This window comes from Nocardia sp. Root136, from assembly GCF_001427185.1.
Taxonomy (GTDB): Bacteria; Actinomycetota; Actinomycetes; order Mycobacteriales; family Mycobacteriaceae; genus Nocardia; species Nocardia salmonicida.
In genome coordinates this window covers 1,204,423-1,217,680 of sequence record NZ_LMFE01000001.1, presented here as the reverse complement: position 1 = coordinate 1,217,680, position 13,258 = coordinate 1,204,423, and the positions used below count along the sequence as shown (strand labels likewise).

Here is a 13,258-nt window from a genome sequence, read left to right as displayed (position 1 = left end):
CGGAGGGTGCATTCTCAGCGGCGATGTGATGCGCGATGTGCGACGCGAACGGGTCCGGTGGGTGTCGGGTATCCGGCGGACCGAACGTGTGGTTGGTCCCACACCTCGACTGGGCGTGCGGTTGGTCGGGGCTCGATGCTTAGGATGAACGGCGATGAGCACTTACACCCGCCGCCGGTTGACCGATGCCCCTTTCCTGGCCGCCGCCACCGGCGCGACGCCCAGCAGGCGCCCGGTGTGGTTCATGCGTCAAGCCGGTCGATCGCTGCCGGAGTACCGCGAACTACGCAAGGGCGTCGGCATGCTCGAGTCGTGCTTCGACCCGGAGCTGGTGTGTGAGATCACCATGCAGCCGATCCGCCGCCACGGCGTCGACGCGGCAATCCTGTTCTCCGACATCGTCGTTCCGCTCAAGGCCGCGGGCATCGACCTCGACATCGTGCCCGGCGTCGGTCCGGTCATCGCCTCGCCGGTGCGCACCGAAGCCGACGTGCGCGCGCTGCCGCGACTGCGCCCCGAAGAGGTCGGCGCGGTCACCGAAGGCGTGCGACTGCTCACCGCCGCGCTCGGCGACACCCCGCTCATCGGTTTCGCGGGCGCACCGTTCACCCTCGCCTCCTACCTGGTGGAAGGTGGGCCGAGCAAGCAGCACGAGCGCACCAAGGCGATGATGCACGCCGACCCGAAGACCTGGCACGCCCTGCTCGGCGCCCTCACCGACATCACCATCGCCTTCCTGCAGGCCCAGTTGTCGGCCGGGGTCGACGCGGTGCAGCTGTTCGATTCCTGGGCGGGCGCGCTGTCGCTGGCCGATTACCGTGAGTTCGTGCTGCCGCATTCGGAGCGGGTGTTCGCGGAGGTCGCCGCCGCCGGAGTGCCGCGTATCCACTTCGGTGTCGGCACGGGCGAGCTGCTCGGCGCTATGGGTGAGGCGGGCGCCGACGTGGTCGGCGTGGACTGGCGAGTGCCGCTCACCGACGCGGTGCGTCGGGTCGGCGCCGGAAAAGGCTTGCAGGGCAACCTGGATCCCGCGATCCTGTTCGCCGGATTCGACGCGGTCGAGGCCGAGACGCGGCGGATCGTGCGCGAAGCCGACGAGGCGATCACGCTCGGCGCGACCGGGCACATCTTCAATCTCGGCCACGGCGTACTGCCCGATACCGATCCCGGCGTGTTGACGGCGCTGGTCGAGCTGGTGCACTCGCTGTAGAGGTCGATGCCCGGCCGACGTCGGTCAGGGTGCGCGTCGTCGGCGGGGCACGTCGCGGCTACGGTCGTGTCATGAGGATCGCGGTCGTCGGTGGCGGAATCAGCGGGCTCGTCGCGGCCTATCGGTTGCGGCAGCGGCTGGGAGACAGCGTCGATATCGTCGTGCTCGAGCAGAGCGGGCGGATCGGCGGGGTGCTGCACACCCGCGAATTGGCCGGGGAGCCAGTCGATCTCGGTGCCGAGGCGTTCGTTGGGCGCAGGCCCGAGGTGATCGAGTTGATGGACGAACTCGGCCTGGCCGACCAGTTGGTGCGACCTGCCGGAAAGCGGCCGCTGATCTGGGCGCAGGGGTCGGCGCATCCGCTGCCGGGGCGCACCCTGATGGGGATTCCGTCTGATGCCGAGTCGCTGCGCGGGCTGGTCGACGCTGCGACGCTGGATCGGGTCGCCGTCGAGGCACAGCGTCCGCTGCACTGGGAGCCAGGATCGGACGTCGACGTGCAGACCCTGGTGGGTGACCGTTTCGGCAGGCAGGTCGTCGAGCGGAGCGTCGATCCCCTGCTGGGTGGGGTCTATGCGGGGATCAGTGCTTCCATCGGCGTCCGCGCCGCGCTGCCCACCCTTGCCGAGGCGCTCGACGACGGTGCTTCGAGTCTCACCGAGGCCGTCCGCGCGGCGATGCCCGCCCCCAGCTCGGCCCCGGTGTTCGGTGGTCTGCGCGATGGCTACGGAGCCCTGCTCGCCGCGCTGGCCGATGCTTCGGGAGCCCGTTTCGTCACGACCACGGCCGCGACGCGCGTAGCCCGCGCACCGCGCGGCTGGGTGGTGGACCCACTCGGAGCCGTCGACGCGGTGGTCATCGCGACGCCGGCTCCGGTCGCCGCCCGCCTCCTGCACTATGTAGCGCCCGAAGCAGCCCAGGCCGCCGCCGGTATCGAGCTGTCCTCCTCGGCGCTCGTCGCCATGGCCCTCCCGCGCGACACGCCACTGCCGGACAACTCCGGCATCCTCGTCGCCACCGGAGAACCCTTGCGCGCCAAGGCGTTCACCCTGTCCAGCCGCAAATGGCCCCATCTGGCCGAGCGCGACGTCGCCCTGGTCCGCGCCTCCTTCGGCCGCCTCGGCGACGACAAGTCGCTGTCGTGGACCGACGACGACCTCGTCGCAGCGGCGGTCGCCGACCTGTCCACCGTCACCGGCATTCCGATTACCCCGCTCGAAGCGGTCGTCCAACGCTGGCCCGGCGGCCTTCCGCAGTACGCCCCCGGCCACACCGAACGGATCGCGACACTCGAATCCGCCATCGCTCCCCTCGACGGCATCGCGGTCGCGGGCGCCTACCTCCATGGCGTCGGTGTCCCCGCCTGCGTCGCCTCGGGCACCGCCGCCGCGGAACGCGTGGCTACCGCGTACATCGAGAGCACACAGCGCTAATCCCGATGCTGGGCGATATTGAAGACATTGCCATCAGGTGCGCGGACGAAGAATCGGGTGATGCCCCACGGCTCGGTGGTCAGCGGGTAGACGATCTCGTATCCCCGCTGCTGCGCCGCGGCCAGCGCCGCCTCGACATCGTCGACCTTGACCGAAACAACAGGATTCTCCGGGGCCGGTCGCGTCCTGGGTGACGAGTTGGATGTTCGCCCCGGTCTCCGGTGACGAGTAGCGTGCCACCCAACCCACATTGAACTCCTCATCCCCGAGCCCGAGATAGTCCGCAGAGAAACTCCGGGCGATTCCGATATCGGCAACCGGAATGTCGGCGATAACGCTGATGACACGCATACGATCCTCCTCCGCGGCGAGCGACTACTGGATGTGCGTTGCCCCAATCTATTCCGGTCCGCCCTTCCGTCGGCGTCGCGAAACCCGACCTGCGCATCTACGAGATCGCCGCCGAAGCGGCCGGTGTCGCGCCGGACCGGTGTGTGTTCATCGACGACCGGCCGGAGAACGTGGCCGCAGCACGGTCGCTCGGCATGACCGGCATTCATTTCCGCGGGATCGACGATCTAGCGGTACTCGGCGCGGAGGCCTGAAACTCGTCGTCAGGTCGATGGCCCGGCTGACCAGCGGCGTGTCATCGGACATCGGTGATAGCGATGCTGCATGATCGCCCGCTGTGACCATTGCCGGTGAGCAGCGCAGCGCGCGGAGCCTGATCCTCGATCCCGACCTCGGGCCTGTCGAACTTCACGACGGTGAAGTGACGACGGTGACCTCGGTGTTCGGCAGTGATGAGTCCTCGCCGTGGCGGGCGAGTAGGCCGGTGGCGGACTGAGCCCCAGCGGCGGGCGAAAACGCCGCAGTGGCACCATAGATCCATGGCGCGACTCGACTTCCAGGCTCTCAACTCCTCCATTCGATACCTGATGTTCTCGGTGTTCCAGATTCAGCCGGGCGTGCTCGGTGAGGACCGAGCCGGGGCAATCAAGGAGGCGCAGGCGTTCTTCGACGGACTCGCCGACAAGGGTGTGGTGCTGCGCGGGATCTACGACGTGGCGGGGCTGCGGGCCGACGCCGATTTCATGCTGTGGACCCATGCCGAGCGGGTCGAGGATCTGCAGGCCGCGTACTCCGACTTCCGGCGGACCACCGAGCTGGGCAGGGCGAGTGCGCCGGTCTGGAGCAACGTGGCGGTGCACCGGCCCGCGGAGTTCAACAAGAGCCACATTCCGGCGTTCCTGGCAGGGGAGGACGCGGGGAACTACATCTGCGTGTACCCGTTCGTGCGGTCCTACGAGTGGTACCTGCTCCCCGACGAGGAGCGGCGCAAGATGCTCGCCGACCACGGCAAGGCCGCACGTGGGTACCCGGATGTGCGGGCCAACACCGTGAGCTCGATGGCGCTGGGCGACTACGAGTGGATTCTCGCGTTCGAGGCCCCCGAGCTGCACCGGATCGTCGATCTGATGCGCGATCTGCGGGCCACCGAGGCGCGGCTGCACGTGCGCGAAGAGGTGCCGTTCTTCACCGGACCGCGCGTCGAGGTCGAACAGCTGATCACCGCACTGCCGTAGCAACGCGGACACCGAAGGCCCGATTATCAAGCGGGCCTTTCTCATCGGCCTGATGTGGCAGCGGTCTCGCGCTCACGTATCGTGAGCGGGCCGATTGTGGCTATGAGGGTGAGAGAGATTCGCGCGTGGTACCAGGGTGGGGAACGGACCGGACCGAAGAGGACCGATCCGCTATAGCGGCTATCGATCGAAACGCACCGGAAACGGCTGAGTCGCGCCGCACTCCGGCGCAGTGGCTGCGCTCGGCGCGCACCGACCTGGTCGTCGCCGGTTGCTACCTGTCGCTCGCGGTTTTCGTACTCGCCGGGCTGTGGTCGAACCCGCGTAGTGGGTACCTGAGCAAGAGCGATCAGGACCAGACGCTTTTCGAGTGGTTCAATGCCATCACGGCGCGAAATATCACCCAGCTGGGGAGTCCGCTCAGCACGCAGCTGCAGAATTATCCCGACGGCGTGAACATGATGGCCAATACCCTCATGTACGGCTGGGGGGTACCGTTCACGCCTGTCACCCTGCTTTTCGGGCCGACCGTCACGTTCGCGTCGGCCCTCACGTTCGGCTTGTCCGGCACGGCGTTCGCCTGGTACTGGGTATTTTCGCGCGAGCTGGTGACCTCGAAATTCGCCGCGGCCGTTGGTGGCGTGTTCTGCGGCTTCGCGCCCGCGATGATCGCGCACACCAATGGGCACGCGAATTTCGTTGTCCTGGTGTTGCTTCCTACCATCGCAATGCAGGTCATCAAAATGGCGCGGCACGCGGAGAACGCCGTCGGGGCACGACCGGTGTGGCAACCGCGCGCCGCCGTCGTGCTCGGACTGCTGGTCGCTCTGCAGCTCACGTTGGGTGAGGAGCCGCTGCTGATCTTCGCGCTCGGCTTCGCGGTCTTCGCCCTGGCTTACCTGCGCACCCGGCCCGCCATCGTGCTCGCGCTGCGCGCAACGGCCCCGTCGGTACTGCTCGCGGCGCTGATCACGCTGACGCTTACCGGTTTCGGGCTGTGGTGGCAGTTCGCCGGACCGCAGTCGTACCGATTCATCGGGATCGGCCGGGTCGGCAACGATGTTCTGTCGCTGTTTCAGTTCTCGCCGGAATCGGCGGGCAGCATGTTCTCGTTCGGCCCCGATGTGAGCATCAATCCGACCGAGGACAACGCCTACTTCGGTTGGCCACTACTTCTGCTCGTCGCGGTGGCCGTGTTCTTCCTGCGGCGCGAGCGCATCGTGCGGGCCGCAGGGATCGTCATCGTGGTGTTCACGACGCTGTCGCTCGGCATCGTGCTGTCGTTCGACGGTGTGGTGCGCTTCGGCGACGGTGACTTCGCCATGGTGCCGATGCCGTGGCTGGCTTTCGGGTGGATCCCGCCACTGAACGGGATCATCGAATCACGGTTCGCCATGGCGGCCATTCCGGTCATCGCGATAATCCTGGCCATCGGCACCCAGCGGGCGATCGAATCGTGGCGTGCCTCTGCCTCGATGCGGCGGCCCGTTGCCTGGTTCGGCGCCCTGGCCTTCGCGTTGCTGCCCATCGCGCCGACCATGCTGCCCGTCGAGGAACGCCCCGCGACGCCCGCGTTCTTCGCCGACGGCACTGTGCGGCAGTACGTCTCGGACGGCTCGGTGGTGATCGTGCCGCCGCCCACCTCGGCGGACGCCACCGCGCTGCGGTGGCAGGTCGACGCCGACTTCGCCTTCCCGCTCGTCGGCGGCTACTTCGTCGGCCCGAGCGGCGCGGACCGCGGGGCCGGTTACGGCGCCGACCCCCGGCCCACCGCGGTTCTGCTCATGCTGGTCCGGATGTTCGATACGGCTCCGGTCATCGACCGAGCTCTGCGCGAGCAGGCCCTCTCGGATCTGCGTTACTGGCGCGCCGATGTGGTGGTGCTGCCGCCGTCACAGAGCACTGACGCCCTGCGTCGCACCGTGGATGACCTGCTCGGCATCCCGTCCGAGCAGGTGGACGGCGTGTGGGTGTGGGACGTGCGCGGTCTCGTCTGACCACATCTAGCTTTTTCAATCAATGATTGAAATACCGATTGAAACGTGTTTCACTTCTGGGTATGGTCGATGAGGTCAAGACGGGGACGCGGCAGCGACTGCTGATCGCCGCCGAAACACTGCTGCTGACCGAGCCGTACGACGAGGTCTCCGTGCGCGGCATCTGTGTTGCCGCCGGTGCGAACGCCGCCGCGGTGCACTACCACTTCGGATCGAAGGAAGCCCTGGTCGGTGCGCTGATCGAAGACCGGCTGGGACCACTGTGGGCCGATGGTCTTGCCCGCGCGAGCGCGGGACGTGACTCGCTACCCGCCGTCGTCGACACGATCCTGGCCCCCTTCGTCCAGCTCGCCGGCGACCCCATGGGTCGCTTGCACCTTCGACTGCTGTCCAGGTTCGTGCTCGGACGCCATCTCACGACGTGGCGGGGCCCGTGGTTCCGGATGGGCACGTGGGTCACGCTCCTTCCGGAGGTGAGTGACCGGGAGAGCCGCCGTCGGTGGATGCTCGCCTTCGATCTGATCATCATGCGTTTCGGCAGTCCCGAAATCGAGGAACACGGCATGGCGCAGCCGGACCTGGAGACACTGCGAGATTTCGTGGTGGCCGGTTTGACCGCGCCGACGGGAGAACAGCTATGAACGACATCTTCGCACCGGCCCAGCTGGGTCCGATCACCTTGCGCAACAGGGTGATCAAGGCCGCGACCTTCGAAGGCCGCACGCCGGACGCCCTGGTCACCGAGGAACTGATCGACTTCCATCGGGAGGTCGCCGCCGGCGGTGTCGGCATGACCACCGTCGCGTACTGCGCGGTCGCGCCCGGCGGTCGCACCGATCGGCATCAGATCTGGATGCGCCCGGAAGCCGTTGCGGGACTGCGGAAGCTGACCGATGCCGTGCACGCGGAGGGCGCCGCGGCCAGCGCGCAGATCGGTCATGCCGGACCGGTGGCCAACGCGGCCTCCAATCGAGTGCCCGCGCTCGCGCCGAGCCGGATGTTCAACCCGCTCGGCATGAGATTCACCAAGACTCCCACCATCGCCGAGATCGCCGAAACCGTGGCCGCGCACGCCGATGCCGCACGCCTGGCCGAGCAGGCCGGATTCGACGCGGTGGAGATTCATTTCGGCCACAACTATCTGGCCAGCGCGTTCCTGAGCCCGCTGCTGAACCGGCGCAAGGACGCCTACGGCGGATCCCTGCTCAATCGGGCTCGAATGGCGCGTGAAATCGCCTGTGCGGTCAAGGATGCCGTGGGTGATCGGATCGCGGTCACGGCCAAGATCAATATGGAGGACGGCCAGGCCGGGGGCCTCACCGTGCCCCAATCGCTCCAGGTGGCCGCCTGGCTCGAGGCCGACGGCGCGCTCGACGCCCTCGAATTGACCGCGGGCAGTTCGCTCCTGAACCCGATGATGTTGTTCCACGGCACACCCCCGCGCCGCTCCTTCGCGAAAACCCTGCCCAACCCGGCCCGCCTGGGGTTCCGCCTGGTCGGGAAGTCCTTCCTGAAGGAGTACCCGTACCAGGAGGCGTACCTGCTCGAGCGGGCCCGTCACTTCCGGCGCGCACTGTCGATGCCGCTGATCCTGTTGGGCGGCATCACCAATCTCGACACCATGCGCCTGGCCAGGACCGAGGGCTTCGAATTCGTCGCCATGGGCCGGGCACTGCTGCGTGAGCCGAATCTGTTGCGCCGCATTCAATCCGATGAATCCACGCGCTCGGCATGCGTGCACTGCAACGAATGCATGCCCACCATCTACTCGGGCACGCGCTGCGTGTACCGCCCCACCCTGTCGCGCGAGCCGATCCAGCTGACACTCGGCTGAACACACCCGACGGAGGAGGCGCACCGTGCCCGCCATACAGCGAACAATTGGGAGATCGTGCATGCAGATCGAGGGCAGCGTCTTCGTCGTCACCGGAGCCGGGAACGGCATCGGACGATGCGTCGCATCGGAGCTGGTCGCCCGCGGCGCGATCGTGGTCGGCGCTGATCGTGATGAGCGGGCGTTGGCCGCCACCGCCGCACTGGTCGCGGACCGCGAGCGCTTCACCGTCTACCCCCTCGATATTTGCGACCGCGCCGCCGTGGCCGCGTTCCCCGGCAGGGTGATCGCCGCCCACGGGCGAGTCGACGGCCTGTTCAACATCGCGGGAATCGCCCAGGAACTCCAGACCGTGGCAGACCTCAGCGACGCCCGGATCGAGACGCTGATGCAGGTGAACTTCTTCGGCGCGGTGTGGATGTCGCGGGCCTTCCTCCCGCACCTGCTGCAACGCCCCCGCGGCGTCATCATGAACACCTCGAGTCTGTCGGCGATCGTTCCGGTGCCCGGCTCAGCGGTGTACGGCGCGTCGAAGGCCGCGCTCGCCCTGTTCAGCTACGGGTTGGCGCAGGATTTGCGTGGCCGCTCGAATGTCACGGTGACCACGGTGCTTCCGGGTTCGGTCTGGACCGACCTGGTGCGCAAGGTAGCCCAGCAGATGGGTGCGCCCGAGTGGCTCGCCAAGGGATTCTCCGCCCAGCCCGAGCAGGTGGCGCGCCGCATCGTGGATACGACCGCGAAGGGTAAGGGCCGTGTCGTGATCGGCAAGGACGCCCACGTCTACGACGCTGTCCGGAGGCTCAGCACCCGACTGGCCGATCGGCTGTCCTACTTGCAGGTCGGCCACGGTGTCTACCCCGAGCGCACCGCGCCGACCCGCAGCTGAGGCGATTGATCTCCAGGTTTCAGCTGGTCGACTCCTCCGCGGGGCGCAAGCGCAGCGAGATCGAGTTGATGCAGTAGCGCTGGTCGGTGGGGGTGGGGTAGCCCTCGCCCTCGAACACGTGCCCGAGGTGGCTGTGGCAGTTCGCGCACACCACCTCGACCCGACGCATACCCAGGGTGTCGTCGGGCTTGAGGATCACCGCGTCGGAATCGGCGGGATCGAAGAACGACGGCCACCCGCAGTGGGATTCGAACTTCTCTGTGCTGCGGAACAATTCGGCGTCGCAGGCGCGACAGGTGTAGACGCCCTCGGTCTTGGTGTCGGTGTATTCGCCGATGAACGGGCGCTCGGTGGCGGCCTCGCGCAGAACGGCGTATTCCTCGGGGTCCAGTTTCGCCCGCCATTGCTGCGGCGTCAGCTGGATGCGCGGCGTGGGCAACGAAGTATCGGAACTCATGGCTCCACGCTAATGGTTTCGGCCGGTGCGCGCCGTGAGCGGTGCGTCACCGGCCGATAACTACTTGAGTGCGGGCTCGCGGTCCTCGACCGGCGCCACCGGATCATCGCGGTGCGGCGGGTCCTGTGCGATCGGTGCGACGGGCGCCGGTTCGTCGGTGCCGTCGCGTGAATCGGGCGCGTTCGCGATCCAGGTCGGGTCGATCCCGAACTGCAGCCTGCCCTCGCGACGTGCAGCCAGATACCGGTCGCCGAGCACACAGAACACGACGATGAGCAGCAGCCCCCAGCCGAAGGTCACCCGCAGGTATTCGAGGTTGCGGCCGACGCCCTGCCAGCGATCGGAGAGCCACTTGTCGTAGGTCATGAACCCGAAGATCGCCAGCCATGCGGGCCAGTTGCGCAGCACGGAATTGCGCAGCACCACCGTCATCAGGAACGGGAAAACCATCATCGAGTAGTACATCTGGCCCAGCGAGGGCAGCAGGAACCAGGCAGTGAGCAGCACGCCGGAGAACGTGGTGACGAAGAACAGCTCGTCGTGGCGGTAGTAACGCCACAGCAGCCACAGCGACACCGCCACCACACCGGCCATCAGCACCTTGACCAGCAGGATCAGCCAGTCCGGCAAGCCGTAGTAGAGCCCGTTGCCGCCGACCGAACTGTTGAAGTAGTCGCGCGTCTCCGCCAGATACGGCAGAACTCGGGTGAAGAACTTCTCGGGGTCCGCCGACAGCGGCCAGGCGATCGCGGTGAGCGTCAACGGCACACCGAGCGCGGTGATGAACACCTTCCACTGGCCGCGAACGGCCGCCACCAGCAGCAACGGCGCCAATGTCGGCTTCACCGCGATGCTCAAACCGAGCGCCACACCGGCCCAGAGATCCCGACGCGCCAGGAGCAGCGTGATGAACACCAGCTCGGCCAGCAGCAGGCAGCCGTTGACGTTGGTGAAGACCAACGTATTGGTCACCGTCTCGGAGGCGAACATCGCCAGCAGCAACGCGGGCGCGGCGATGGAGCCGAGGCCGAACTTGAACAGGCGAAGCAGCAGGTACCAGGCGAGCAGGATCGCGGCAGCGTTGAGCCCGATGAACAGCCAGCGCGACAGCTCGTAGTCGATGATCGCCACCGGCGCGATCAGCAGCGTTCCGCTCGGATAGTAGAGATAGTGCGGATCGACCGACGAGAAGTCGGCGGTGTACAGCGGCCTGCCGTTCAGGAACTCGAACGAGGCGTTGTACACAGGCCGGTAGTCATCGGTGACGAAGCCGTTGATCGCCTTGATGAAGACGCGGTTCAGCACCATCATGACCGCGAAGGGCCAGAGCGCGAACTTGATCACCTCGGCGGAGGTGCGAGCGGTACGGGGCTCGAGCTGTCGGAACAACACTGGGGCACGGTACACCGGATCGGGTTGCGATGGTGTCGCCGGACCCGGATGACGCGCCGGAACCCGGCGGTTGCCCCGACCGGATCAGGCCGGGCAGGCGCCGCCGTCGGCAGGCAGTTTCGCCTCCGCGAGGTAGTCGGTGACGGCCTTCTGCGCGCACCCGGAGTGGGTGACGACCGGATGCCCCCAGCCCTGCCAGGTCATCGTGGCGTGCCGCGCCCCCGCCGAGCCGAGCGCGCCGGTCACCGAGGCGGCGGCCCCGCCGACGATCGGATCGGCGGCACCGGCGAACACCAGCACCGGCAAGTCGAGTTTCGTCGGCAGCGGCGCCGCGGTGGAGACCGGCCAGGCCGAGCAGACCATCAGCCCGATGGCGGCATTGCGCCCGAATACCGGATATTTGCTCGCCCATGTCTGGGAGAGTTCACGGGCCTTGTCCGCGGTCGGGGGCTGCTGGCTGTCGGTGCACCGGTTGACGAACTCGCCGTCGGAGGTGATCGCGGCGGCCTCGCGCACGATCATGGCCGACAGCGGTCCGCGATCGCCACGGTCGGCGGCGGCCAGGACGTCGGCCAGTGCGGTGACCCGATTCGCCTGGTCGCCACGGGGACTGGACAGGAAACCGGTGAGCGCGGTCGACAGGTCCGCGGCCGAGATCTCGCCGAGCCCGCCGCTGGTCGCCTTGTTCATCAACGCCACGACCGCGGCACGGGGGTCGGCCCCGAGTGCGCAGTTGGCGGCCTTGCAGCGCTGCGCGAACGCGGTGAGCGCCGCTTCGGCGCCGGTGACGCGCGCCTCGGCCATGGTCGTGGCGTCGGCGCCGACCGGTTCGGGAGCGTCGAGCACGAGCCGGGCCAGGTGGTCGCCGTAGCGGCGGCCGTAGCTCAGGGCCACCTTGGCGCCGTTGCCCGCGCCGAGCAGATTGATCTTGTCGACCTGCCACTGCTTGCGCAGCTGTTCGATGTCGTCGGCGGCGTGCGGTGCGTCGAATGTGCCCTCGTAGGGCTGCAGGAAATCCCGGCAGGCGATGGTGGCGTCCTGGCTGAAGCCCGCGACGGCGCCGACCTGATCGGCGTTGCCCACCCCGGTCTGGCCGAGGTCGGTCATCACCGCGCGCAGCTGCGCCGGAATGCAGTCGATGGGCTGGGAGGCGCCGATGCCACGCCGATCCACCGCGACGATCGGTTGCGCGGCCAGCAACGCGCTGTTGGGCCCGATCGCCAGACCGGCCAGCGTCGACGCCGACGAACGGTCCGAACCGGAGGTGAGCACCAGCGGGGCCGCGTCGGCGGGGGTCTGCGGCAGACGGGCCCGCAGGGCGCCCGCGCGGAAGGTGCCGAGCACGGTGCCCGCGGTGTCGATCGGCGTCGAGAACTCGGCGCAGTCGAGGATCAGCCCCGCGGGGGCGGCGCCGAAGTCGAGCGAGCTCAGGGTGGCCGCGGTGCAGTCACGCCAGGCCAGATCGGTCTTGGGCACCTCCGCCTTGGCCAGGTCCTGCGGCGCGGGCGCTTCGGTCTGGGCGCCACCGGCCCCCGGGCGCTCGACGGCGACGACAGGCCGATCAGACGGTCCGGCCCCACAACCTGCGAGCATGATCGACAGTGTCGCGGCCGTTGCCGCGGCCCGAGTCCAACGCATGCGCTACACACTGCCAGGTTCGGCGCCAGGTTTCATCGACGGGCCCAGCGGGCCAGGACGGTGCCGTCCTCGGCGAGCACCAACTGCTTGCGGGCCATCGGCAGGTCGAATGAGCTCGCCGACAGCGAGATTCGCCCGCCCGCGCCCCCGACCAGCATCGGGGCGGTGGTCAGGCACAGTTCGTCGACCAGACCTGCCTCGGCCAGCTGCCCGAACAGATGTGGTCCGCCCTCACACAGCACCCGGTGCAGACCACGTTCGGCGAACACCCGGATCAGCGCGGCGGGCATGATCGCGGCCTCACCGGCGACCACCACCTGTGCGCCCGCGTCCTCGAGGGCGCTGACCTGCGCCGGGTCCGCATGCCTCGTGGTGATGATCAGCGGTGGCACCTCGGCGTCGGTGAAGAATTTCGAGCCGGGATCGAGCTTGGCGGAGGCGGTGACCACCGCGATCGGCGGCGGGGTGCCCTCGGGGTGACCGCCGATGCCGTGCCGGTGGTGCGCCATGCGGCGTTGCGGGTCCGTGTGCGCGCCGCCGTAGTTCTCCGCGCGCAGTGTGCCCGCGCCGATGACGACCACATCGGCCAGCTCGCGCAGGACCGTGAACACTGTCTTGTCCGCTTCGGTGCCCAGCCCTTCGGAAACACCGTCGACGGTGAACGCGCCGTCGATGCTGCTCACGAAGTTCGCCCGCACCCAGGGACCGTCCAGATGCCGCGGATAGGCATAGCACCTGGCCAGTGCGTCGGGGTCGAGGTCTGCGAGCTGGGTCACATTGTGGATACGCTGCATAGGGATCGATGCAACCACGTCCGTACCATTT

At 68.0% G+C, this 13,258-nt stretch carries 14 protein-coding genes; 9 read left to right on the top strand and 5 right to left on the bottom strand.

The genetic code is table 11. The features are described 5' to 3' along the window. Positions 1 to 154 precede the first annotated feature (154 nt). Positions 155 to 1,210, top strand: coding sequence for a uroporphyrinogen decarboxylase (gene hemE, locus ASD42_RS05850; protein WP_056811190.1), 1,056 nt, complete (start codon positions 155 to 157; stop codon positions 1,208 to 1,210). A gap of 71 nt (positions 1,211 to 1,281) precedes the next feature. Next, positions 1,282 to 2,643: a protoporphyrinogen oxidase gene (locus tag ASD42_RS05845; RefSeq protein WP_056815523.1), complete on the top strand. Its 1,362-nt coding sequence runs from the start codon at positions 1,282 to 1,284 to the stop codon at positions 2,641 to 2,643. On the opposite strand, the gene ASD42_RS33650 is transcribed toward ASD42_RS05845, so the two are convergent. After that, positions 2,640 to 2,894: a VOC family protein gene (locus tag ASD42_RS33650; protein ID WP_442938629.1), complete on the bottom strand. Its 255-nt coding sequence runs from the start codon at positions 2,892 to 2,894 to the stop codon at positions 2,640 to 2,642. The two genes, ASD42_RS05845 and ASD42_RS33650, sit on opposite strands and share 4 nt — an antisense overlap. A 138-nt stretch (positions 2,895 to 3,032) precedes the next feature. Here ASD42_RS33650 and ASD42_RS05835 point away from each other — a divergent pair, with 138 nt between their 5' ends. From ASD42_RS05835 to ASD42_RS05810, 7 genes are all read left to right on the top strand, one after another. Continuing rightward, a complete protein-coding gene (locus ASD42_RS05835; RefSeq protein WP_056811184.1) occupies positions 3,033 to 3,248 on the top strand; it encodes an HAD-IA family hydrolase in 216 nt (71 codons plus the stop codon). Between the two features lie 83 nt (positions 3,249 to 3,331). Continuing rightward, entirely contained in the window at positions 3,332 to 3,490 is a 159-nt protein-coding gene (locus tag ASD42_RS34260) for a hypothetical protein (protein ID WP_156677388.1), read from the top strand. Between the two features lie 43 nt (positions 3,491 to 3,533). Next, on the top strand, positions 3,534 to 4,229 hold the full coding sequence (gene hemQ / locus ASD42_RS05830; RefSeq protein ID WP_056811181.1) for a hydrogen peroxide-dependent heme synthase: 696 nt from the start codon (positions 3,534 to 3,536) through the stop codon (positions 4,227 to 4,229). A gap of 125 nt (positions 4,230 to 4,354) precedes the next feature. Next, a complete protein-coding gene (locus tag ASD42_RS05825) occupies positions 4,355 to 6,226 on the top strand; it encodes a hypothetical protein (RefSeq protein ID WP_056811179.1) in 1,872 nt (623 codons plus the stop codon). A gap of 62 nt (positions 6,227 to 6,288) precedes the next feature. Next, positions 6,289 to 6,867: a TetR/AcrR family transcriptional regulator gene (locus ASD42_RS05820; protein WP_056811177.1), complete on the top strand. Its 579-nt coding sequence runs from the start codon at positions 6,289 to 6,291 to the stop codon at positions 6,865 to 6,867. Beyond that, positions 6,864 to 8,060, top strand: coding sequence for an NADH:flavin oxidoreductase (locus tag ASD42_RS05815; protein WP_056811172.1), 1,197 nt, complete (start codon positions 6,864 to 6,866; stop codon positions 8,058 to 8,060). Before ASD42_RS05820 ends, ASD42_RS05815 begins: the two co-directional genes overlap by 4 nt. Positions 8,061 to 8,121: 61 nt before the next feature. After that, entirely contained in the window at positions 8,122 to 8,946 is an 825-nt protein-coding gene (locus ASD42_RS05810; RefSeq protein ID WP_056811169.1) for an SDR family NAD(P)-dependent oxidoreductase, read from the top strand. 19 nt (positions 8,947 to 8,965) lie between these two features. Here the strand turns inward: ASD42_RS05810 and msrB are convergent, their stop codons facing one another. From msrB to ASD42_RS05790, 4 genes are all read right to left on the bottom strand, one after another. Next, complete coding sequence (gene msrB / locus ASD42_RS05805; protein ID WP_056811167.1) at positions 8,966 to 9,403, bottom strand: peptide-methionine (R)-S-oxide reductase MsrB; 438 nt, start codon at positions 9,401 to 9,403, stop codon at positions 8,966 to 8,968. Positions 9,404 to 9,463: 60 nt separating this feature from the next. Beyond that, positions 9,464 to 10,795 carry a glycosyltransferase family 87 protein gene (locus ASD42_RS05800; RefSeq protein WP_200950383.1) on the bottom strand — a complete coding sequence of 444 codons (1,332 nt, stop codon included), beginning with the start codon at positions 10,793 to 10,795 and terminating at the stop codon, positions 9,464 to 9,466. Positions 10,796 to 10,879: 84 nt separating this feature from the next. After that, on the bottom strand, positions 10,880 to 12,433 hold the full coding sequence (locus ASD42_RS05795) for an alpha/beta hydrolase (RefSeq protein ID WP_056811161.1): 1,554 nt from the start codon (positions 12,431 to 12,433) through the stop codon (positions 10,880 to 10,882). A gap of 32 nt (positions 12,434 to 12,465) precedes the next feature. Beyond that, positions 12,466 to 13,227 carry a pyrimidine reductase family protein gene (locus tag ASD42_RS05790; protein ID WP_056811158.1) on the bottom strand — a complete coding sequence of 254 codons (762 nt, stop codon included), beginning with the start codon at positions 13,225 to 13,227 and terminating at the stop codon, positions 12,466 to 12,468. Between the last annotated feature and the right edge of the window lie 31 nt (positions 13,228 to 13,258).

Bases quoted from the DNA above. Each gene is read 5' to 3' on its own strand.
- ASD42_RS05845 (WP_056815523.1), top strand. From the start codon at position 1,282: ATGAGGATCGCGGTCGTCGGTGGCGGAATCAGCGGGCTCGTCGCGGCC.
- ASD42_RS05790 (WP_056811158.1), bottom strand. From the start codon at position 13,227: ATGCAGCGTATCCACAATGTGACCCAGCTCGCAGACCTCGACCCCGAC.
- ASD42_RS05820 (WP_056811177.1), top strand. From the start codon at position 6,289: ATGGTCGATGAGGTCAAGACGGGGACGCGGCAGCGACTGCTGATCGCC.
- msrB (WP_056811167.1), bottom strand. From the start codon at position 9,403: ATGAGTTCCGATACTTCGTTGCCCACGCCGCGCATCCAGCTGACGCCG.
- hemQ (WP_056811181.1), top strand. From the start codon at position 3,534: ATGGCGCGACTCGACTTCCAGGCTCTCAACTCCTCCATTCGATACCTG.
- hemE (WP_056811190.1), top strand. From the start codon at position 155: ATGAGCACTTACACCCGCCGCCGGTTGACCGATGCCCCTTTCCTGGCC.
- ASD42_RS05810 (WP_056811169.1), top strand. From the start codon at position 8,122: ATGCAGATCGAGGGCAGCGTCTTCGTCGTCACCGGAGCCGGGAACGGC.
- ASD42_RS05795 (WP_056811161.1), bottom strand. From the start codon at position 12,433: ATGCGTTGGACTCGGGCCGCGGCAACGGCCGCGACACTGTCGATCATG.
- ASD42_RS05815 (WP_056811172.1), top strand. From the start codon at position 6,864: ATGAACGACATCTTCGCACCGGCCCAGCTGGGTCCGATCACCTTGCGC.
- ASD42_RS33650 (WP_442938629.1), bottom strand. From the start codon at position 2,894: ATGTGGGTTGGGTGGCACGCTACTCGTCACCGGAGACCGGGGCGAACA.